We start from the raw sequence: 20,556 nt of genomic DNA on the forward strand, positions 1-20,556 counted from the left end.
TGCTTCGGCGTGGAACGCAGGGTCTCAGCTGGTCGGGTCGGGCACGCTGTTGGGTGTCTGAGGGTACGGACTTGAGTCTGGACCTTCGCGATGCCGGCCCCGGTGAAGATCCACGTTGGTGGGTTGTGACGGGTGGCTGGTCGTTGCTTGAGAACTGCACAGTGGACGCGAGCATCTGTGGCCAAGTTTTTAAGGGCGCACGGTGGATGCCTTGGCACCAGGAACCGATGAAGGACGTGGGAGGCCGCGATAGGCCCCGGGGAGCTGTCAACCGAGCTTTGATCCGGGGGTGTCCGAATGGGGAAACCCGGCAGTCGTCATGGGCTGTCACCCGCTGCTGAACACATAGGCAGTGTGGAGGGAACGCGGGGAAGTGAAACATCTCAGTACCCGCAGGAAGAGAAAACAACCGTGATTCCGGGAGTAGTGGCGAGCGAAACTGGATGAGGCCAAACCGTATTGGTGTGATACCCGGCAGGGGTTGCCAGTGCGGGGTTGTGGGATCTCTTTTCTGCAGTCTGCCGGCTGTGGGACGAGTCAGAAACCGTTGATGTAGGCGAAGGACATGCGAAAGGTCCGGCGTAGAGGGTAAGACCCCCGTAGCTGAAACGTCAGCGGCTCGTTTGAGAGACACCCAAGTAGCACGGGGCCCGAGAAATCCCGTGTGAATCTGGCGGGACCACCCGTTAAGCCTAAATATTCCCTGGTGACCGATAGCGGATAGTACCGTGAGGGAATGGTGAAAAGTACCGCGGGAGCGGAGTGAAATAGTACCTGAAACCGTGTGCCTACAAGCCGTGGGAGCGTCGCGCAAGGATTTGTCCTTGCGTCGTGACTGCGTGCCTTTTGAAGAATGAGCCTGCGAGTTAGCGGTGTGTAGCGAGGTTAACCCGTGTGGGGAAGCCGTAGCGAAAGCGAGTCCGAAGAGGGCGATTTGAGTTGCACGCTCTAGACCCGAAGCGGAGTGATCTAGCCATGGGCAGGTTGAAGCGGAGGTAAGACTTCGTGGAGGACCGAACCCACCAGGGTTGAAAACCTGGGGGATGACCTGTGGTTAGGGGTGAAAGGCCAATCAAACTCCGTGATAGCTGGTTCTCCCCGAAATGCATTTAGGTGCAGCGTCGTGTGTTTCTTGCCGGAGGTAGAGCACTGGATAGGCGATGGGCCCTACCGGGTTACTGACCTTAGCCAAACTCCGAATGCCGGTAAGTGAGAGCGCGGCAGTGAGACTGTGGGGGATAAGCTCCATGGTCGAGAGGGAAACAGCCCAGAGCATCGACTAAGGCCCCTAAGCGTGTGCTAAGTGGGAAAGGATGTGGAGTCGCAGAGACAACCAGGAGGTTGGCTTAGAAGCAGCCATCCTTGAAAGAGTGCGTAATAGCTCACTGGTCAAGTGATTCCGCGCCGACAATGTAGCGGGGCTCAAGTACACCGCCGAAGTCGTGTCATTGCAGCATTACTCCTAACGGAGGCTGTGATGGGTAGGGGAGCGTCGTGTGCCGGGTGAAGCAGCCGTGGAAGCGAGTTGTGGACGGTTCACGAGTGAGAATGCAGGCATGAGTAGCGATACAAGAGTGGGAAACTCTTGCGCCGATTGACTAAGGGTTCCTGGGTCAAGCTGATCTGCCCAGGGTAAGTCGGGACCTAAGGCGAGGCCGACAGGCGTAGTCGATGGACAACCGGTTGATATTCCGGTACCCGCTTTGAAGCGCCCAGTACTGAATCAGGCGATGCTAAGTCCGTGAAGCCGCCCTGGAGCCTTCGGGCAAAGGGGAGTGGTGGAGCCGACGGACCAGACTTGTAGTAGGTAAGCGATGGGGTGACGCAGGAAGGTAGTCCAGCCCGGGCGGTGGTTGTCCCGGGGTAAGGGTGTAGGCCGTGTGGTAGGTAAATCCGTCACACGTTGAGGCTGAGACCTGATGCCGAGCCGATTGTGGTGAAGTGGATGATCCTATGCTGTCGAGAAAAGCCTCTAGTGAGTTTCAAGGCGGCCCGTACCCTAAACCGACTCAGGTGGTCAGGTAGAGAATACCGAGGCGTTCGGGTGAACTATGGTTAAGGAACTCGGCAAAATGCCCCCGTAACTTCGGGAGAAGGGGGGCCATTTCCGGTGATCACTCTTGCAGTGTGAGCTGGGGGTGGCCGCAGAGACCAGCGAGAAGCGACTGTTTACTAAAAACACAGGTCCGTGCGAAGCCGTAAGGCGATGTATACGGACTGACGCCTGCCCGGTGCTGGAACGTTAAGGGGACCGGTTAGCTCCATTTCGGTGGGGCGAAGCTGAGAACTTAAGCGCCAGTAAACGGCGGTGGTAACTATAACCATCCTAAGGTAGCGAAATTCCTTGTCGGGTAAGTTCCGACCTGCACGAATGGCGTAACGACTTCTCGACTGTCTCAACCATAGGCCCGGTGAAATTGCATTACGAGTAAAGATGCTCGTTTCGCGCAGCAGGACGGAAAGACCCCGGGACCTTTACTATAGCTTGATATTGGTGTTCGGTTCGGCTTGTGTAGGATAGGTGGGAGACTGTGAAGCGCCAACGCCAGTTGGTGTGGAGTCGTTGTTGAAATACCACTCTGGTCGTGCTGGATGTCTAACCTGGGTCCGTGATCCGGATCAGGGACAGTGTCTGGTGGGTAGTTTAACTGGGGCGGTTGCCTCCTAAAGGGTAACGGAGGCGCCCAAAGGTTCCCTCAGCCTGGTTGGTAATCAGGTGTTGAGTGTAAGTGCACAAGGGAGCTTGACTGTGAGACTGACGGGTCGAGCAGGTACGAAAGTAGGGACTAGTGATCCGGCGGTGGCTTGTGGAAGCGCCGTCGCTCAACGGATAAAAGGTACCCGGGATAACAGGCTGATCTTCCCCAAGAGTCCATATCGACGGGATGGTTTGGCACCTCGATGTCGGCTCGTCGCATCCTGGGGCTGGAGTCGGTCCCAAGGGTTGGGCTGTTCGCCCATTAAAGCGGTACGCGAGCTGGGTTTAGAACGTCGTGAGACAGTTCGGTCCCTATCCGCTGTGCGCGTAGGAGTCTTGAGAAGGGCTGTCCCTAGTACGAGAGGACCGGGACGGACGGACCTCTGGTGTGCCAGTTGTTCTGCCAAGGGCATGGCTGGTTGGCTACGTTCGGAAAGGATAACCGCTGAAAGCATCTAAGCGGGAAGCCTGCTTCGAGATGAGGGCTCCCTCCCACTTGATGGGGTAAGGCTCCCAGTAGATGACTGGGTTGATAGGCCAGATATGGAAGACCGGTAACGGTTGGAGTTGACTGGTACTAATAGGCCGAGGGCTTGTCCTCAGTTGCTCGCGTCCACTGTGTTGGTTCTGAAGCCACGAACAGACCAACGGTTGTTCTAAGTTTCATAGTGTTTCGGTGGTTATAGCGTTAGGGAAACGCCCGGTTACATTCCGAACCCGGAAGCTAAGCCTTTCAGCGCCGATGGTACTGCAGGGGGGACCCTGTGGGAGAGTAGGACGCCGCCGAACAAATTGTGGGATAGACCCCGCACCTCATGGTGCGGGGTCTATCTGTTTTCAGGGCTTCGTTCCCAGAGGCAAGGCCGGAGGCTTTGGCTTGGGGACGGGGCCCTTTCTCATTGTGTGTTGGGTTGATTTGGCTTGTGGGCTGGGAGCGGCCTGATGCGTGTGCGTCTCTCATGTCTTGGGAGGTGACGGGAGGAGAAGCGGTGCTGCTGTTGCTTCCTCAGCGGGTGCGGGGGCCTTCATTGCTCAGGATGTCTGACTGTGAGTGGGGGAGAGCGCGTGGAGCCCGTAGAAAAGCCGGCGTCTTGGCGACACCGGCTTTTCAGGGGCTTCGGGGTCCGCGATCTTGCGGCTGGGTGAAGTGGTTACAGGCGGCCGGCGGACTTCAGGGAGAGGTAGGCGTCGGCGAGGTCGGGGGCGAGGTTGTCGGGGGTGGAGTCGATGACCGTGATGCCGCGGCGGCGGAGGCGGTCGGCGGTGCGGTGGCGGGCGGCGCGGGTCTGTTCCGCGGCGGCGGCTGCGTAGACGGCCTGCGGGGTGTGGCGGCCGGCGGCGAGTTCTTCGATGCGGGGATCGGCGACGGCCGCGACGATCAGTTCGTTGCGTTGGGTGAGAGTGGGGAGGGCGGGCAGCAGAGCCTCCTCCATGGGGGCGGTGTCGAGGCCGGTGAAGAGCACGATGAGAGAACGGCGTGAGGTGTGGCGGTGGATGGTCGCCGTGAGGCCGCGGGCATCTGCCTCGATGAGTTCGGGTTCGAGGGGGGCGAGGGCGTCGGTGAGGGCCGGGAGGAGGTCGCGGGCGGTGCGGCCCTGTACCGAAGCTCGTACCCGGCGGTCGTAGGCGAGGAGGTCCACGTGGTCGCCGGCGCGGGCGGCGAGTGCTGCGAGGAGCAGCGCGGCGTCCATGGAGGCGTCGAGGCGAGGGGTGTCGCCGACGCGGCCGGCGGAGGTACGGCCGGTCTCCAGGACGAGGAGGATGCGGCGGTCGCGTTCGGGGCGCCAGGTGCGGACGGCGACGGTGTTCCGGCGGGCGGTGGCGCGCCAGTCGATGGAGCGGGTGTCGTCGCCGGGGGTGTAGTCGCGGAGGCTGTCGAATTCGGTGCCCTCACCGCGGGTCAGGATGCTGGTGCGGCCGTCGAGTTCGCGGAGGCGGGCGAGCTTGGCGGGGAGGTGCTTGCGGCTGGTGAAGGGTGGCAGGACGCGCAGGGTCCAGGGGACGTGGTGGCTTCCTTGGCGGGCGGCCAGGCCGAGGGGGCCGTAGGACCGGACCGTGACGCGGACGGCGTGGTGGTCGCCGCGGCGGGTGGGGTGGAGCGTGGTGGTAAAGCGGCGGCGTTCGCCGCCGGGGATGCGGAGGGTGTGCCGGGACGCGGAGATGTCGTCGCCGGGGCGGAAGGCGCTCGGGGGCCAGGCGTCGCGGAGTTGGGCGCGCAGGGGGCGGCGGCTCGGGTTGGTGAGGGTGAGGTGGATGTGAGCTTCGCCTGTTAGTCGAACGCTTGTGTCACCAGTTCGGGTGAAGTGGAGCTTTCGCACTGGCGCGGCGAGCGTCAGGTCGCACAAAATTGCTATCAGCAAGGTGAGTTGGACGGCGAGGATCCCGAGCCAGCTGGGGAGCACGAAGCCCACGACCAGGGCTCCGAGTGCGGAGAGGAGAGCGGTGCGTCCGGTGAGGGCCACGGTGTTGCCTCAGCGGGGTACGGGGAGATGAGCGAGCACGGCGTTGATGACGGAGTCCGCGGTGACTCCTTCCATCTCGGCCTCGGGCCGGAGGTGTACGCGGTGCCGGAGTGTGGGGAGGGCCAGGGCTTTGACGTCGTCGGGCGTGACGTAGTCGCGGCCGGTCAGCCAGGCCCAGGCGCGTGAGGTGGAGAGCAGGGCGGTGGCTCCGCGAGGGGAGACGCCGAGAGACAGCGAGGGGGATTCACGAGTGGCACGGCAGATATCGACGATGTAGCCGGTGACTTCGGGCGAGACGGCGGTCTTGGCGACCGCGTCGCGGGCGGCTTCGAGGTCGGCGGCGGAGGCGACGGGACGGAGCCCCGCGGCGTTGAGGTCGCGTGGGCTGAAGCCGGCCGCGTGACGGGTGAGGATGTCGATCTCGTCCTGGCGGGCGGGCAGGGAAACCGTCAGCTTGAGCAGGAAGCGGTCGAGCTGGGCCTCGGGAAGAGGGTAAGTGCCCTCGTACTCCATGGGGTTCTGCGTGGCGGCGACGAGGAACGGTTCGGGGAGCGGGCGGGGCGTGCCGTCGACCGTGACCTGGCGTTCTTCCATCGCTTCGAGCAGGGACGCCTGGGTCTTGGGGGGCGTGCGGTTGATTTCGTCGGCGAGGAGGAGGTTGGTGAAGACGGGGCCGGGCTGGAAGGAGAACTCGGCGCTCCGGGTGTCGTAGACCAGCGAGCCGGTGACGTCGCTGGGCATCAGATCGGGGGTGAACTGGACGCGCTTGGTGTCGAGTTCGAGGGCCGTCGAGAGGGCGCGTACGAGGAGGGTCTTGGCGACGCCGGGGACGCCTTCGAGGAGCACATGACCACGGCAGAGCAGTGCGACGACCAGGCCGGTGACGGCGGGGTCCTGGCCTACCACTGCCTTGGCTATCTCGGTGCGCAGTTCCTCGAGTGAGGCTCGGGCGCTGTCAGCGGTCGGGGTGGTCACGGGGTGCGTGCCTCTCTTGGGAAACGATCGAGTTTTCAAGTGTGTCGAGTCGGTCGGCCAGGTGCACCAGCGCCTTGTCGTCCGCCGGGGCGGGGCCGAAGAGGAGGGCGTCGAGATCGGGCGCGGCCGGGGAGCCGGCGCCGAGATGGGTACGGATGGCCGGGAGCAGGATGTCGGGGGTGTGGGCGTGTGCGGAGGGCACGCCGATGAGGGGGGCGAGCCGGGTGCGGGTCGCGGAGCGGAGGACGGCCGAGGCCCGGTCGCGGGCGTGGGCCTGTTCGTAGAGGCGGGCGTGGCCCTCGGTGGTTTCGGCGGCCGGGACGGTGACCGGGAGTTGCTCGGGCACCAGGAGGCCGAGCCGGCGGGCACGCCACAGGGCCGCGCAGGCGGCGGCGAGGGCGAGTTGGAGCAGGGCCCAGCGCCAGCCGGAGGGGATGAGGTCGAGGAGGCCGGGCCGGGTGTCCGGTGTGGTCGAGGACGGATCGCTGACGGAGGGGAGGTACCAGACCAGATGCTTGTGCGCACCGAGGAGTTGGAGGGCCAGCGAGGCGTTGCCGCGCTCGGCGAGGTGGTGGTTGTAGAGGAAGTCGGCGGAGCCGAGGAGGACGGTGTCGCGTCCCTGGGGGGCGTCGGCCGGGAGGCGCAGCAGCGTGGGGCCGCCGTCGGCCTGGTAGCAGCGGTCGGCGCCGGTGGCGGAGGTGGTGTAGCGGATGCCACCGAGGAGGGCGTCGCCCGCGGTGCGGGCGGCGGGCAGGGGGCAGCCGGGCGGGCGCGGCGCGTTGCTGATCTCGGGTTCGGCCTGGACGCCGGGGGCGAGGACCTGGAGGGAGCCGCTTCGCGGGGCGAGCAGGACGGTGCGGCCCGGGGTGCGGGACGTTGTGGTCCGGAGTTCGGTCAGCTGACTGTTGGTCAGCATGTCGGGGGCCGTGACGAGGAGTGTGGTGTGCGGTCCGGCAGCGGCGGCGGCTTCGTCGGCGGTGGCCACGACACGGGTGGTGACGCCGTGGGCGGTGAGGAGCTGGGCGAGTGCCCGGCTTCCGGTCCGGTCCGCGGAACGGGGGTCGAGTCGGCCGTGCCGTTCACCGGATTGCAGGGCGGCGAGGGTCAGTCCGCCGATGACGAGCAGCAGCAGTGCCAGCAGGACGCCCCGGGAGCGGTTCCACACGCGGCGCGCGGTGGCGCCGGGGGCGGTGGTGACGGTCGGGGTGGCCGTGGTCATCCGCGGCTCCTGGTCGGTGCGGTGGCCAGGTGGGGCTTGGCGTGCTGGAGCTCGGTGTCGAGTTCGGACAGGAGGGCGTGTGCCCGTTCCGTGCCGGCGCGGCCGCCGTACGCGACGTCGTCGAAGGTGCGGGCCGCGATGCGGAGTTGTGCGGAGTGTGCGGGGAGGACCAGGCCGGCTTCGGTGGCGGCCTCGTCGGCGGTGCGTCCGGGGCCGGGCGTGAGGAGGGCGCGCTCTTCGAGGGCGAGGACGATGGCGCGCATGCGGTCCTGGATCGCCTCGTTCCAGTGGCCTTCGGCGGCGTGCCGGTCGGCGGCCGCGCGGTGTTCGGCGGCGGTTCGGGGCTTGTCGGTGAAGAGGGTGCCCGTCGTGGTCGGGGTGCGGCGCACCGCCCCCAGCCGCAGTCGGAGGGCGATGATCAGGAGCAGGACGAACACGGCGACGGCGATGAGCCCGACCCAGCCGCCCGGAGTGGCGCCGGCGGCGGCGTTGAAGAGTTCGCCGATCCGGTGCGAGAGCCAGTTCATGGCGCGCTGGACGAGGTTGGGGTCGTGCTGGTGGTACCGGGGGTCGGACAGCTCGCGTTCCGCCGCCTCACGGGCGGGGACGCGAGAGATCCGTACCGGTATGTCGTCGTCGGAGCGCGCGGCCAGGTGGGCGAGCGCGGCGATCTTCCCCCCTGTGGTCACCGCATCAGCTTCCGGGTGCGGTGTCGGTCGGGCGCGGTCCGGGGACGTCGGGGGAGCCGTCCGGGGACGCGCCGGGGGCGTCGGGCGACTCGGTCTTCTCCGGGGCTGCGCTCTCCGGCTCGGCGGCCTGGGGCTTCGTCAGCTGAACCGCCGTCGCCTGAGGGGCCGTCTGCTGAGCGCCTGTCGGGGCGGCCGGCTGGCCGGACGGGGTGTCAGCGGCGGCCGTGGCGGCTGCCGTTGTGTCGGGGGCGGTCCGGGGGGCCGGGGCGCCGCCGGTGGCCGGGGGTGTGGCGGGGGCGCCGGAGCCGTGGTCCGAGAGGCCGGCGGCGCGGGCGAGTTCGAGGTCGAGTGCCTCGCGGCGGATGCGCTGGTCGACGTAGAGGAGCGCGGTGACGCCGGCGCTGATCGGGAAGGTGATCGCCGAGCTGACGATCGCGCCGATGCCCAGCACGATCAGGAACGGCCAGCCGGTGGCGTCACTGGTGCCGTTCGCCCAGTCCATGAGGCTTTCCCCGCCTATGAGAAAGGCGACGAAGGTGGTCGGGATCTGGATGATGAACTGGACGATGGAGATCAGCAGGTAGGCGAGGAGCTGGACGCCCAGCACCCGCCACCAGGCGCCGCGGACGAGCTTGGCGGAGCGGCGCATCGAGGCGATGACGCCCTGCTTCTCCAGCATCAGTGCCGGGGAGGCGAGGCTGTAGCGGACCCACAGCCAGACGCCCACGACGCCGGCGGCGAACAGGCCGAGCAGCATCAGGCCGAGACCGAGGTCGAGCGGACCGCTGCCCGAGACGAGGATGCCCGGGGTCAGGCCGGCCAGGAAGATGGCGGTGATGATCAGGGGCAGCAGGATGAGCAGGCCCAGCAGCCGCGGCAGCTGGCCGCGGGCGTCGTGCCACGCTTCCCCGGCGGTCACCGAGCGGCCCAGGACGGCCCGGCTGATGACCATGGTCAGCATGCCGGTCGCGATGATCGTGGCCAGCAACCCGATGAGCGCGGTGAGGGCCGAGCCGGTCAGGGAGCTGCCCATCTCGCTCAGAACCTGCCGCAGCGGCGGCCCGGCACCGTCGTCGAGGTCCGTGGCGCGGTGGGGCCCCTGGAACCACACGCCGGTGACGAGGGTGGCGGTGGTCTGCGACACGACCGCGACGATCAGCGAGATGCCGAGCACGGTGCGCCAGTGGGCGCGCATGGTGGCGACGGCGCCGTCGAGGATCTCGCCGACGCCGAGCGGCCGCAGCGGGATGACACCCGGCTTGGCGACGGGCGGTATGCCACCCCAGCCGCCGCTCCAACCGGGACCGCCGCCCCAGGCGCCCTGCGTTCCGGGGCCCGGCGGGGTGGCCCAGCCGCCCGGGGCCGTTCCGGACGCGGCGCGGGTGCGGTCCCCGGCGGCCCGGTCGCTCCGGCCGTCGGGTCCGCCCTGGCCGGGGATGCCGGACGGGGTCGTCCACTGGCCGGGAGGCGGCTGGTTGCTGGACCAGCTCGGCGGGGCCGGTTGCCGGGGTGCGCCGGCGCGGTCTTCCGGGGCGGTCGGCTGGGTGGGCTGCTCCGGGGCGCCGCGGTCCGGCTCGTCGGAGGGGGAGGATCCGGGCGAGGCCCAGCCCGGAGAGTTGTTCATCGTCGCTCCTTCTTGCTGCCCGTCCGCCGGGGCGGGCGGGGTCCGGGATCCGCGGTGTCAGTCATCGTGTCATGGCCGATGGCGCTCTGTACCCGGGCCCTTCGAGGAAGGGGACCTTCTGTTCGGTGGGGGGTCGGCGGCAGACTGAGGGAATGGCTGATCGGCACGAGGTATCGGAGGCGGGCGCTCAGTCGCTCGCGGTCCCGTCGCTGCGCTGGGAGGAGCTGCCCGAGGGGCCGGTCGTGGTCCTTCTCGACCAGACGCGGCTGCCGGCGGAGGAGGTCGAGCTGGTCTGCACGGATGTTCCGGCGCTGGTGCGGGCGATCCGGACGCTGGCCGTGCGGGGTGCGCCGCTGCTGGGCATCGCGGGCGCATACGGCGTCGCGCTGGCCGCGGCACGAGGATTCGACGTCGAGGAGGCAGCCCAGGCACTGGCGACGGCCCGGCCGACCGCGGTCAATCTTGGTTACGGTGTCCGGCGCGCGGCCGCGGCGTTCCGGGAGGCGGTGGCCGGCGGTGCCGGTCCGGAGGATGCGGCGGCGGCCGCGCTGGCCGAGGCGCGGGCCGTCCACGCGGAGGACATCGAGGCCAGCGCGCGCATGGCGCGGCACGGCCGGGAGCTTCTGGGCGAGCTGCTGCCGGGCGGCGGGCACCGCATTCTCACGCACTGCAACTCGGGTGCCCTGGTGTCCGGCGGCGAGGGGACCGCCCTGGCCGTGGCGCTGGCGGCGCACCGGGCCGGCGAGCTGCGGCGGCTGTGGGTGGACGAGACGCGTCCGCTGCTGCAGGGGGCGCGGCTGACCGCGTACGAGGCGGCGCGGGCCGGGATGGCGTACACGGTGCTGGCGGACGGCGCCGCCGGCTCGCTGTTCGCGGCCGGCGAGGTGGACGCGGTGCTGATCGGGGCCGACCGGATCGCCGCGGACGGCGCGGTCGCCAACAAGGTCGGCAGCTATCCGCTGGCGGTGCTCGCCCACCATCACCGTGTCCCCTTCATCGTGGTGGCGCCGACCAGCACGGTGGATCTGGAGACGGCGGAAGGGGCCGCCATCGAGGTGGAGCAGCGGCCCGGCCGTGAAGTGACGGAGTTCGCCCTGCCGCACCTCCAGGGGGCCGGGGTGGAGGGCGGTTCCGGGATTCCGGTGGCGCCGCTGGGTGCGCAGGCATACAACCCGGCCTTCGATGTCACGCCCGCCGAGCTGGTGACGGCGATCGTGACGGAGGCCGGAGTGGTGTCGCCGGTGACCCGTGAGCGGCTGGCGGACGTGTGTTCCGTCTCACGATGGAGAAAGTCACGATCAGGTAATGGGATGATGGCCGAATGAAGGGACGCGTCCTGGTCGTCGACGACGACACCGCACTGGCAGAGATGCTCGGCATCGTGCTGCGCGGCGAGGGCTTTGAACCGTCGTTCGTGTCGGACGGCGACAAGGCGCTCGCTGCGTTCCGCGAGACCAAGCCCGATCTTGTGCTGCTCGACCTGATGCTGCCCGGTCGGGACGGCATAGAGGTGTGCCGGCTGATCCGGGCCGAGTCGGGTGTGCCGATCGTCATGCTGACCGCCAAGAGCGACACGGTGGACGTGGTGGTCGGCCTCGAGTCGGGGGCGGATGACTACGTCGTCAAGCCGTTCAAGCCCAAGGAGCTGGTGGCGCGGATCCGGGCCCGGCTGCGGCGCTCGGAGGAGCCGGCGCCCGAGCAGCTGGCCATCGGTGATCTGGTCATCGATGTGGCGGGGCACTCCGTGAAGCGGGACGGCCAGTCGATCGCGCTGACCCCGCTGGAGTTCGACCTGTTGGTGGCGCTGGCGCGCAAGCCGTGGCAGGTGTTCACCCGCGAGGTGCTGCTGGAGCAGGTCTGGGGCTACCGCCATGCCGCGGACACCCGGCTGGTCAACGTCCATGTGCAGCGTCTGCGCTCCAAGGTCGAGCGGGACCCGGAGCGCCCGGAGATCGTGGTGACCGTGCGCGGCGTCGGCTACAAGGCCGGGCCCAGCTGAGATGACCCGGGACGGTTCGGCCCCGGAGGGACAGCGGGGGCGCACCGTCGGCCCGGCAGGCGATATGTCCTTTTCGGGCAGGTTGGCGGCGTGGTTGCTGCGCGGCGGGCAGCTGTTGCCCGACGGCGCGGTGAGCGGGCCGGTCCATCCCCTGCTGCGGCTCTTCAGCCGCTGGGTGCGGCGGCCGCTGCTGCCCGCGCTGCGACTGTGGCGGCGCAACATCCAGCTGCGGGTCGTCGCCACCACCCTGCTGATGTCGCTGGCCGTGGTGCTGCTGCTCGGCGTCGTGGTCGTCGGGCAGGTCCGCAACGGCCTCCTCACCGCCAAGGCGCAGGCCGCCCAGAGCCAGGCCGTCGGCGGCTTCGAGGTCGCCCGGAAACTGGCCGACGGCGGCGACGACAACCACACCGACGACACCAGCCGCACCGCCAGCCGCGGCACCCAGGACTCCGCGACCTGGCTGACCAGCCTCGTCGAGCAGCTCGCCAGCGGCGGGCAGGGCGTCTTCTCGGTCGTCGCCCTCAGCTCCGACACCGACGAGCCGTTCGGCGACGCCACCCCCGGCACCCGCGGACCGCGCGCCTCCGGGGACGTCGACCCCGAGCGCAGCGTGCCCCTCGAACTGCGGCGGAAGCTCGACAGCAAGTCCGGGACGTTCCGTGAGTACACCCAGATCAAGCGCATCGGCTCCAACGACGGGGTGCCGGCGCTGATCATCGGCAAGCGCCTCAACGACATCAACGGCAACCAGTACCAGCTGTACTACCTCTTCCCGTTCAGCCAGGAAGCGGAGTCCCTCAAGCTGGTCACCGGGACGCTGGCCACCGCCGGGGTGTTCGTGGTGATCCTGCTCGGCGCCATCGCCTGGCTGGTCGTGCGGCAGGTCGTCACCCCCGTACGGATGGCCGCCGGGATCTCCGAGCGGCTGGCCGCCGGCCTCCTCCAGGAGCGGATGAAGGTCACCGGCGAGGACGACATCGCCCGCCTCGGCGAGTCCTTCAACAAGATGGCGCAGAACCTCCAGCTCAAGATCCAGCAGCTGGAGGAGCTGTCCCGGATGCAGCGGCGGTTCGTCTCCGACGTCTCGCACGAGCTGCGCACCCCGCTGACGACCGTACGGATGGCCGCCGATGTCATCCACGAGGTCCGGGACGAGTTCGACCCCGCCACCGCGCGCTCCGCGGAGCTGCTGCGCGGCCAGCTCGACCGCTTCGAGTCGCTGCTCGCCGAGCTGCTGGAGATCAGCCGGTTCGACGCGGGCGCGGCGGCCCTGGAGGCCGAACCGGTCGACCTGCGCGACGTGGTCCACCGCGTCATCGAGGGCGCCGAGCCGCTCGCCGAACGCAAGGGCACCCGCATCGTGGTGCGCGGCGCCGAGCATCCCGTCATGGCCGAGGCCGACCCCCGGCGGGTGGAGCGCATCCTGCGCAACCTCGTCGTCAACGCCGTCGAGCACGGCGAGGGCCGGGACGTCGTGGTCCGGCTGGCGTCCGCCGGCGGCCGCAGCGACGGCGCGGTGGGCGTCGCCGTCCGGGACTACGGCGTCGGCCTCAAGCCCGGCGAGGCGACCCGGGTCTTCAACCGCTTCTGGCGCGCGGACCCGGCACGGGCCCGGACGACCGGCGGCACCGGTCTCGGCCTGTCCATCGCCATAGAGGACGCCCGGCTGCACGGCGGCTGGCTGCAGGCGTGGGGCGAGCCGGGCGGCGGCTCGCAGTTCCGGCTGACGCTGCCCCGCACGGCCGGCGAGACGCTGCGCGGCTCCCCGATCCCCCTGGAGCCGGAGGACTCGCGGCGCAACCGCGGCCTGGACGAGCACGGCCGGCCCCGCGCCGGCGCGGGCCGCGCGACGCCCGCCATCCCGGCGCAGCCCCGCCCCGGCACCCAGCACGCACCGGCCCGCCCCGCGGCGACCCCGCCGGCGCTGCCCCCCGGCGGCACCCGCGTGCCGCCCCAGCAGGCCCCCGCCGGCAAGACCGGGAAAGCCGCCCGCGACGACGGCACCGGCGAAGGCACCCGCGCCGACGCCGTACCGGACCCAGGCGCGACCGACGAGCCGGTGCGGACCGGCGGCCCGGGGGCACCCGGCGGTGCGGCGGCCGCCGCAGCCGGCACGCAGCAGGAGACCGGAGGCGACGTGGAACGGGAAGGCGGACGGCGTGGGCGCTGAGCACGGAGACGAGCGCACGGCGCGCAGCGCGCGGTTCCGCACGCCCACGCGCCGCCACACCGGCACGGGCAGCGGCATCGGCACCGGTGCCGCGCGCACGGGACGCAAGGCCGTCCTGCTGGGCTGCGCCGGCGCGCTGCTGGCCGGCTGCGCGTCCATGCCGGACAGCGGCGACGTCACCGCGGTCGACCAGCCCCCGCGAGCCGACGGGGAATCACAGGTGCGGGTCTACGGCGTCCCCCCGCAGGACGGCGCCCAGCCCACCAACATCGTGCGCAGCTTCCTCGACGCGACCACCAGCGACGAGGCGGACTTCCGCACCGCCAGGATGTATCTGGCCAAGTCGGCACGGCAGACCTGGCGGCCCTTCCTCGTCACCAACGTCCTCCAGGAGCGACCCAAGTCCCAGCCCGAACCCGCGGCCCGGGCCGACCGCGAGGACGCCGACGGCTACACCGTCACGCTCTCCGGCAGCCAGGTGGCGATGGTGGACGCCAACCACGCCTACACCCCGGAGGAGAAGCCGTACCGCGAGACGATCCACCTCACCAAGGAGGGGGACCAGTGGCGCATCGACCGGCTGCCCGACGGGCTGGTCCTGGGGCAGTCCGACTTCCAGCGCATCTACCGCTCCGTCAACAAGTACTACTTCGCGTCCTACAAGTCCGAGTCGGACGACCCCAAGGCGGGCAAGAACGTCCTCGTCGCCGACCCGGTCTATCTGCGGCAGCGGATAAAGCCGATCACCTCCAGTGTGGAGGCGCTGCTCACCGGGCCCACCGACTGGCTGGACCGGGTGACGACTTCGGCGTTCCCGCCCGGCACCAAGCTCGCCGCCCGTGACCTGTCCCTGGACGACTCCAACGCCCTCCAGGTCAAGCTCAGCAAGCAGGCGGTGAACACCGACGCCGCGCAGTGCAAGCGGATGGCCGCTCAGCTCTTCTTCACCGTCCAGGACATGACGCGGGCTTCGAAGATCAGCGAGGTGGAGCTCCAGGACCCGAGCGGCAACTCGCTGTGCGCGCTGACGCAGGATCAGGCCGAGCGGGACTTCGCCGCGCCCGGCCACAACGGGCGCTCCGACCGGGAGTACTTCATCGACGCCCAGCACCGCGTCGTCACGATGTCCGACTCGGCGACCGAACCGACGCCGGTGGGCGGCCCGTTCGGCACCGGCAGGACCCCGCTGCGCTCGGTCGCCATCTCGCGCAAGGAGACCACCGCGGCCGGGGTGTCGGCCGACGGGCGGAATCTCTACGTCGCCGGTCTGGAGGACGGTACGGAGCGCGGCGGGCCGCTGCTGACCAGCGCCGGTTCGGGGAAGAGCGCCGACGAGGGGCTGACCGCGCCGAGTTGGGACGGCCTGGGCGACCTGTGGATCGCCGACCGCGACGCGCACGGGTCGCGGCTGCTGCGGATGCGCGAGGGGAAGGGCGATCCGGAGGAGGTCGCGGTGCCCGGCCTCGGCCGGCGGCGGATCAAGGCGATCAAGGTGGCCGCGGACGGCATAAGGATCGCGATCCTGGTGGAGGACAAGGGGCGCACCACGCTCCAACTCGGCCGCGTCGAACGGAACGGCACCTCCCCCCATCCGACACTGTCGGTGCAGGAACTGCGGCCGATCGCACCCCAGTTGGAGGACGTGGTGGCGGCGTCCTGGGCGGGCGGCAGCCGGCTGGTGGTCGTGGGCCGGGAGGCCGGCGGGGTGCAGCAGATGCAGTTCATGGAGACCGACGGCTCCGCCTCGGACACGCAGACGCTCCCCGGCGTCAACGGCGTCAAGGCGGTGGCGGCCTCCGAGGACGAGACCCGTCCGCTGATCGCCGACGCCACGGAGGGCATAGTGCGGCTGCCCCCCGACGCCAACTGGAAGACGGTGGCGAAGGACGGGACGGCACCGGTCTATCCGGGGTGAGGGGCGGTCCTTGACGGGGACGTGCGGCGTGCGTGCGACGCGAGAGGGGCGACGTGCGTCTGGGACGTTGTGTGGCGCCGTGACTGATGTGGCGTGACGTGACGTGATGTGACGTGGTCGGCTGCGTCGGGGTGTTCTCCGTTTCCGTTTCCGTCGCGGTCCCCGCCGCTGCCCCTGCCCCGTGCCGGCCTCGTTCCCGCACTGTCCCCGCCCATGCCCTTGTCCCTGTCTTTGTGCCGGTATCCGGATGAGGCCCCGTGCCTGTCATCGAGTCCGGATCTGTACCTGTTCTGGGTCCGGGTCCGGGTGGGGATTCCCCTCCGTATCCGCGCTGGTCGTGGCGGTCCCGGTGAAGTTATCCACAGGGGTGGTGGCCGGGGCCGCGTGACGCGACAGTGGAGTCATGCGGGGGGTGTGGCGAGAGCTGGCGGGTCTGGTCCTGCCGGTCGACTGTGCGGGGTGTGGTCAGCCGCGTACGGAGCTGTGTGCGGCGTGCTGCCGGGCGCTGTGGCGCGGTGGTCGTGGTGCCGGGCGGGTGCGGCCATGGCCCGTGCCGGCGGGGCTGCCGCAGGTGTGGGCCGGCGCGCCGTACGCCGACGAGGTGCGCGCCGTGCTGCTGGCCCACAAGGAGCGCGGCGCGCTGCGACTGGCCGCGCCGCTGGGAGCAGTACTGGCGGGGGCGGTGCGGGGGGTGGGGGGAGGGGGCGGCCCCCTCCTGCTGGTGCCGGTCCCCTCCGCGCGCTCCGCCGTGGCCGGCCGCGGCCACGATCCCGTACGCCGGATCGCGCTGGCGGCCTCCGCCGAGCTGCGGCGTTCCGGTACGGGGGTGCGGATGCTGGCGGTGCTGCGGCAGCGTCGTGCCGTGGCCGATCAAGCGGGGCTGGACGCCCGGCAGCGGTTGGCGAACGTCGCGGGCGCGCTGGAGGTGCCGGGCGCGGCAAGGAGGCTGTTGGCAGGGGTGCCGGTGGTGCTGGCGGACGATCTGGTGACGACGGGGGCCACGCTCGCCGAGGCCGCACGGGCGGTCAGAGAGGCCGGTGGCCGGGTGACAGGAGCCGCCGTGGTGGCCGCACCACGCAGTTCTTTTCTTTCGTTTTCAACGGAAGTGGGGCGCCGGGTTTAGAAGTGGGGCGCCGGGTTTAACGGAAGTGCGGAAGCGAGGCCGCCGGCCGTCTCTCGCGGGCGGGGCCGTGCCGCGAGTCCGGCGTGACCGCGCCGTATGCCCGACGGGATTGCGCCAGGTATCCGACGGGCCGCCCCTCGTGTCCGGCGCAGCGAGGCCGCCGAATCGTCCGGTACGCCGAGCCGTCGGGTGACGCCAAGCCCGCCGGGTCCCCCGAGCCCCCGGGTTAATCGTGGCGCTCACCCGTTGACGGGCGGCCCGCTCCGCGGTGTCCGGCGGGCGTATGCCTGGCCGCGTGAGGCCGGGCCAGGGGGCGGCGGGGGCCGAGAGTAAAGGGAACTGGGCGGGGTGAGGCGTCGTTGCTGGTAGTGAGCGCCGATTTTCACTCAAACGGAGCTGGTCGTGGCGAGGGGGTGCCGACACCGGTCCAGTGGAGCTATGTTCGGTTGTGAGGACTTGGCGGACGCTTTGCCTCGGATGTCGTGTTGCATGCTTTTCGGGGTTTTTCAGCGATCCTGAAAACGTGGGAATGGAGATCTCGCCCCTTGGGGAGAAGGAGGTGAAAGTCGCCAGTCCGAGGCTCCGGCACTCACCGGAGTCTGGTGCAAGAAGGAGCTGCTCCGCTTGCTGAGCGGGGCGATCCGGGAACGGAGTTCTGCGTGGACATCGTCGTCAAGGGCCGCAAGACCGAGGTGCCCGAGCGGTTCCGCAAGCACGTGGCCGAGAAGCTGAAGCTGGACAAGGTCCAGAAGCTCGATGGCAAGGCGATGAGCCTGGACGTCGAGGTGTCCAAGGAGCCCAACCCGCGGCAGGCCGACCGTTCCGACCGAGTGGAGATCACGCTCCGCTCCCGTGGCCCGGTGGTCCGGGCCGAGGCGGCCGCAGCCGACCCGTACGCCGCGCTGGACCTGGCGACAGCCAAGCTGGAGGCGCGCCTGCGGAAACAGAACGACAAGCGTCACTCGCGCCGCGGCAACGGACGCATTCCGGCGAGCGAGGTCGCGATCACCGTCCCCGACGCGGCACGGCTGAACGGCCACGGCCTGACGGCCGCGGAGGAAGCCGCGGAGCGGGAGAAGGTGCCGACCACCCGGATGGGATCACTGGAGATCCAGGGCGAAGGGCCCGTGGTCGTCCGCGAGAAGACCCATTCGGCCGCGCCGATGACGCTTGACCAGGCGCTCTACGAGATGGAGTTGGTCGGACACGACTTCTATCTCTTTGTCGACGCCGAGAGCAAGCAGCCGAGTGTCGTCTACCGGCGGCACGCTTACGACTACGGAGTCATCCACTTGAATTCCGACGCGTTCGGAGAGGAATCGCCCGGCGGCGCAGGGGGCGCGCTGGGCGGCTGACCCCCACCCGTTCGGTGCCCCCGGCGCACGCCCGGGGGCACCATCGTGCCTGCGGAGGGCTGGAGTTGAAGCCGTATAGTGTTTGTGCCAGCCGGGGAGTATGTGGGCACGAAACGGCGACATGCCGGGGAGACCGTCGTATGGCATTGATCGGGCCGGCCGCAAAGGGCTGTTGTCAACCAGCCTTATATCCAAGCTCTGGCCATCGGCCGAGTGGTTGACGGGGAGGAAACATGGGGGAGAGTTTCGGGCCCGTGCGGGGTGACGCGGACGGCGGTGTCTGCGGAGTGGGCGCCGATGACGGGGACGGCGCGGCGCGGGTGCCGCGCAGGGAGCCGATCCGTGTCCTGGTCGTGGACGATCACGCGCTCTTCCGTCGCGGCCTGGAGATCGTGCTGGCGCAGGAGGAGGACATCCAGGTCGTCGGCGAGGCGGGCGACGGCGCGGAGGCGGTCGACAAGGCCGCCGACCTGCTGCCCGACATCGTGCTGATGGACGTGCGGATGCCCCGGCGCGGCGGGATCGAGGCGTGTACCTCCATCAAGGAGGTGGCCCCCAGCGCGAAGATCATCATGCTCACGATCAGCGACGAAGAGGCCGATCTCTACGACGCGATCAAGGCCGGTGCCACCGGCTACCTCCTCAAGGAGATCTCCACCGACGAGGTGGCCACCGCCATCCGGGCCGTCGCGGACGGGCAGTCGCAGATCAGTCCGTCGATGGCGTCGAAGCTCCTGACGGAGTTCAAATCGATGATCCAGCGCACCGACGAGCGCCGTCTGGTGCCGGCGCCCCGGCTCACCGACCGCGAGCTGGAGGTCCTCAAACTCGTCGCCACGGGCATGAACAACCGCGATATCGCCAAGGAGTTGTTCATCTCCGAGAACACCGTCAAGAATCATGTGCGCAACATCCTGGAGAAGCTCCAGCTGCATTCCCGGATGGAAGCCGTGGTGTATGCGATGCGGGAGAAGATTCTCGAAATCCGGTGAGGCCGGGTACGCGCCCGCTGACGGCGGGGCGGGGTGCCCTCCTTTGCGGATGCGGGTCAGGCCATGGCCTTCTCCTCGCTGCCGGTCCTGGTGCCGGTGTCGCCGGCGGTGCGGATGAGTTCCGTGCGCAGGGCGGCGGCCAGCTGCGGGTCGTCGCAGCGTTCGACGCGGACGGTGTCGCAGCCCACCCATGTCGCGGCCTCGTGGAGGGCCCGGGCCATGGGGCGTACGGCCTGGGGGCCCTGGAGCGAGAGCTGGCGGGCGACCAGGGTGCTGCCCTCGCGGGCCGGATCGACGCGGCCGACCAGCTTGCCGCCGGCCAGCAGGGGCATCGCGAAATAGCCGTGTATCCGCTTGGCCTTGGGGACGTAGGCCTCCAGGCGGTGGGTGAAGCCGAAGATCCGTTCCGTCCGGGGGCGGTCCCAGATCAGGGAGTCGAACGGGGAGAGCAGGGTCGTGCGGTGCCGGCCGCGGGGCGGGGCGGCGAGCGCCGCCGGATCGGCCCAGGCGGGTTTGGCCCAGCCCTCGACCGCCACCGGCACCAGCCCGGTGCCCTCGATGACGGCGTCCACCTGCTCGGCCTTGAGGCGATGGTAGTCGGCGAGGTCGGCGCGGGTGGCCACGCCCATCGCGGTGCCGGCCTGGGCGACCAGGCGCCGTATGCACTCGGCGTCGTCGAGGTCGTCGTGGAACAGCTGCTCGGGGACGGCGCGCTCGGCGAGGTCGTAGATCCGCTTCCAGCCGCGGCGCTCGGTGCAGACCACGTCGCCGGTGTCCAGCAGCCACTCCACGGCGATCTTGGTCTCGGACCAGTCCCACCACTCCCCGCCGTTGCGGCCGCCGCCCAGCTGGGACGTGGTGAGCGGGCCGTCGGCGCGGAGGCGGTCCAGGACGGCGGCGCAGGAGCGGGCGGAGTCCTTCATGACGTGCCAGCGGTGGCCCCTGGCGCGCCGGGCGCGGCGGCGGAAGGCGAAGTGCGGCCACTCCTCGATGGGCAGGACGCAGGCCGCGTGCGACCAGTACTCGAAGCTGTGCGGCCGGGCCGGGGAACCGTCCTCGGGGGCGGCCGACCAGTAGGCGGCCTCGATGGCGGGGCGGCCGACCGCGCCGAGGCGGGCGTACGGCACCAGCTCGTGGGAGCGGGCGAGCACCGAGATCGTGTCGAGCTGGACCGCCCCGAGCCGGCGGAGCATCCCGCGGATGCCCGCCCGTCGGTCCGGGGCGCCGAGCAGGCCCTGGGCGCGGAGGGCCATCCGCCGGGCGTCGTCGGCGGACAGGGTCGTCACGGGGCGTGGTGCGGGCTGGCGCTGCGTCACTCCGGTCATGTCGCACAGC

13 protein-coding genes and 2 rRNA genes are annotated in these 20,556 nt (G+C 69.7%); 9 read left to right on the forward strand and 6 right to left on the reverse strand.

Going from position 1 to position 20,556, the window contains the following annotated elements; all coding sequences use genetic code 11:
* The first annotated feature begins 179 nt into the window (after positions 1 to 179).
* Together ACRAS8_RS21840 and rrf are read left to right on the forward strand one after the other, a co-directional pair.
* Positions 180 to 3,299, forward strand: a 23S ribosomal RNA gene (locus tag ACRAS8_RS21840).
* Positions 3,300 to 3,370: 71 nt separating this feature from the next.
* Positions 3,371 to 3,487 (forward strand): 5S ribosomal RNA (gene rrf / locus ACRAS8_RS21845).
* Positions 3,488 to 3,849: 362 nt separating this feature from the next.
* On the opposite strand, the gene ACRAS8_RS21850 is transcribed toward rrf, so the two are convergent.
* From ACRAS8_RS21850 to ACRAS8_RS21870, 5 genes are read right to left on the reverse strand one after another with little or no spacing between them, the layout of a single operon-like run.
* A complete protein-coding gene (locus ACRAS8_RS21850; RefSeq protein WP_438487683.1) occupies positions 3,850 to 5,160 on the reverse strand; it encodes a DUF58 domain-containing protein in 1,311 nt (436 codons plus the stop codon).
* Positions 5,161 to 5,169: 9 nt separating this feature from the next.
* Positions 5,170 to 6,135, reverse strand: a complete 966-nt coding sequence (locus ACRAS8_RS21855) for an AAA family ATPase (RefSeq protein WP_438487684.1) — start codon at positions 6,133 to 6,135, stop codon at positions 5,170 to 5,172.
* On the reverse strand, positions 6,116 to 7,354 hold the full coding sequence (locus tag ACRAS8_RS21860; protein WP_438487685.1) for a DUF4350 domain-containing protein: 1,239 nt from the start codon (positions 7,352 to 7,354) through the stop codon (positions 6,116 to 6,118). Before ACRAS8_RS21860 ends, ACRAS8_RS21855 begins: the two co-directional genes overlap by 20 nt.
* Positions 7,351 to 8,043 carry a DUF4129 domain-containing protein gene (locus ACRAS8_RS21865; RefSeq protein WP_438487686.1) on the reverse strand — a complete coding sequence of 231 codons (693 nt, stop codon included), beginning with the start codon at positions 8,041 to 8,043 and terminating at the stop codon, positions 7,351 to 7,353. Before ACRAS8_RS21865 ends, ACRAS8_RS21860 begins: the two co-directional genes overlap by 4 nt.
* 4 nt (positions 8,044 to 8,047) lie before the next feature.
* Positions 8,048 to 9,667: a DUF7544 domain-containing protein gene (locus ACRAS8_RS21870; protein WP_438487687.1), complete on the reverse strand. Its 1,620-nt coding sequence runs from the start codon at positions 9,665 to 9,667 to the stop codon at positions 8,048 to 8,050.
* 152 nt (positions 9,668 to 9,819) lie between these two features.
* On the opposite strand from ACRAS8_RS21870, the gene mtnA reads away from it, so the two are divergent.
* From mtnA to ACRAS8_RS21905, 7 genes are all read left to right on the forward strand, one after another.
* Positions 9,820 to 10,992 (forward strand): S-methyl-5-thioribose-1-phosphate isomerase, encoded by a 1,173-nt coding sequence (mtnA, locus tag ACRAS8_RS21875; RefSeq protein ID WP_438487688.1) that lies wholly within the window; start codon positions 9,820 to 9,822, stop codon positions 10,990 to 10,992.
* Positions 10,989 to 11,666: a two-component system response regulator MtrA gene (gene mtrA, locus ACRAS8_RS21880; protein ID WP_018542117.1), complete on the forward strand. Its 678-nt coding sequence runs from the start codon at positions 10,989 to 10,991 to the stop codon at positions 11,664 to 11,666. Before mtnA ends, mtrA begins: the two co-directional genes overlap by 4 nt.
* Position 11,667: 1 nt before the next feature.
* Positions 11,668 to 13,836: an MtrAB system histidine kinase MtrB gene (gene mtrB, locus ACRAS8_RS21885; protein WP_438487689.1), complete on the forward strand. Its 2,169-nt coding sequence runs from the start codon at positions 11,668 to 11,670 to the stop codon at positions 13,834 to 13,836.
* A complete protein-coding gene (locus tag ACRAS8_RS21890) occupies positions 13,826 to 15,751 on the forward strand; it encodes an LpqB family beta-propeller domain-containing protein (RefSeq protein WP_438487690.1) in 1,926 nt (641 codons plus the stop codon). Before mtrB ends, ACRAS8_RS21890 begins: the two co-directional genes overlap by 11 nt.
* Positions 15,752 to 16,154: 403 nt before the next feature.
* A complete protein-coding gene (locus tag ACRAS8_RS21895) occupies positions 16,155 to 16,874 on the forward strand; it encodes a ComF family protein (protein ID WP_438487691.1) in 720 nt (239 codons plus the stop codon).
* A gap of 659 nt (positions 16,875 to 17,533) precedes the next feature.
* Positions 17,534 to 18,229, forward strand: a complete 696-nt coding sequence (gene hpf / locus ACRAS8_RS21900) for a ribosome hibernation-promoting factor, HPF/YfiA family (RefSeq protein WP_018542121.1) — start codon at positions 17,534 to 17,536, stop codon at positions 18,227 to 18,229.
* A 233-nt stretch (positions 18,230 to 18,462) separates the two neighbouring features.
* A complete protein-coding gene (locus ACRAS8_RS21905; RefSeq protein WP_438487692.1) occupies positions 18,463 to 19,221 on the forward strand; it encodes a response regulator in 759 nt (252 codons plus the stop codon).
* Positions 19,222 to 19,277: 56 nt separating this feature from the next.
* Here ACRAS8_RS21905 and ACRAS8_RS21910 read toward each other — a convergent pair whose 3' ends face one another.
* Entirely contained in the window at positions 19,278 to 20,546 is a 1,269-nt protein-coding gene (locus tag ACRAS8_RS21910) for a winged helix-turn-helix domain-containing protein (protein WP_438487693.1), read from the reverse strand.
* Positions 20,547 to 20,556 lie beyond the last annotated feature (10 nt).

The sequence above is a fragment of the Streptomyces sp. S186 genome (assembly GCF_051603415.1).
Classification (GTDB): domain Bacteria; phylum Actinomycetota; class Actinomycetes; order Streptomycetales; family Streptomycetaceae; genus Streptomyces.

Excerpts from the sequence above, each read along its gene's own strand:
- ACRAS8_RS21860 (WP_438487685.1), bottom strand. The coding sequence starts at position 7,354 with ATGACCACGGCCACCCCGACCGTCACCACCGCCCCCGGCGCCACCGCG.
- ACRAS8_RS21870 (WP_438487687.1), bottom strand. The coding sequence starts at position 9,667 with ATGAACAACTCTCCGGGCTGGGCCTCGCCCGGATCCTCCCCCTCCGAC.
- mtnA (WP_438487688.1), top strand. The coding sequence starts at position 9,820 with ATGGCTGATCGGCACGAGGTATCGGAGGCGGGCGCTCAGTCGCTCGCG.
- mtrA (WP_018542117.1), top strand. The coding sequence starts at position 10,989 with ATGAAGGGACGCGTCCTGGTCGTCGACGACGACACCGCACTGGCAGAG.
- mtrB (WP_438487689.1), top strand. The coding sequence starts at position 11,668 with ATGACCCGGGACGGTTCGGCCCCGGAGGGACAGCGGGGGCGCACCGTC.
- ACRAS8_RS21895 (WP_438487691.1), top strand. The coding sequence starts at position 16,155 with ATGCGGGGGGTGTGGCGAGAGCTGGCGGGTCTGGTCCTGCCGGTCGAC.
- ACRAS8_RS21905 (WP_438487692.1), top strand. The coding sequence starts at position 18,463 with ATGGGGGAGAGTTTCGGGCCCGTGCGGGGTGACGCGGACGGCGGTGTC.
- ACRAS8_RS21910 (WP_438487693.1), bottom strand. The coding sequence starts at position 20,546 with ATGACCGGAGTGACGCAGCGCCAGCCCGCACCACGCCCCGTGACGACC.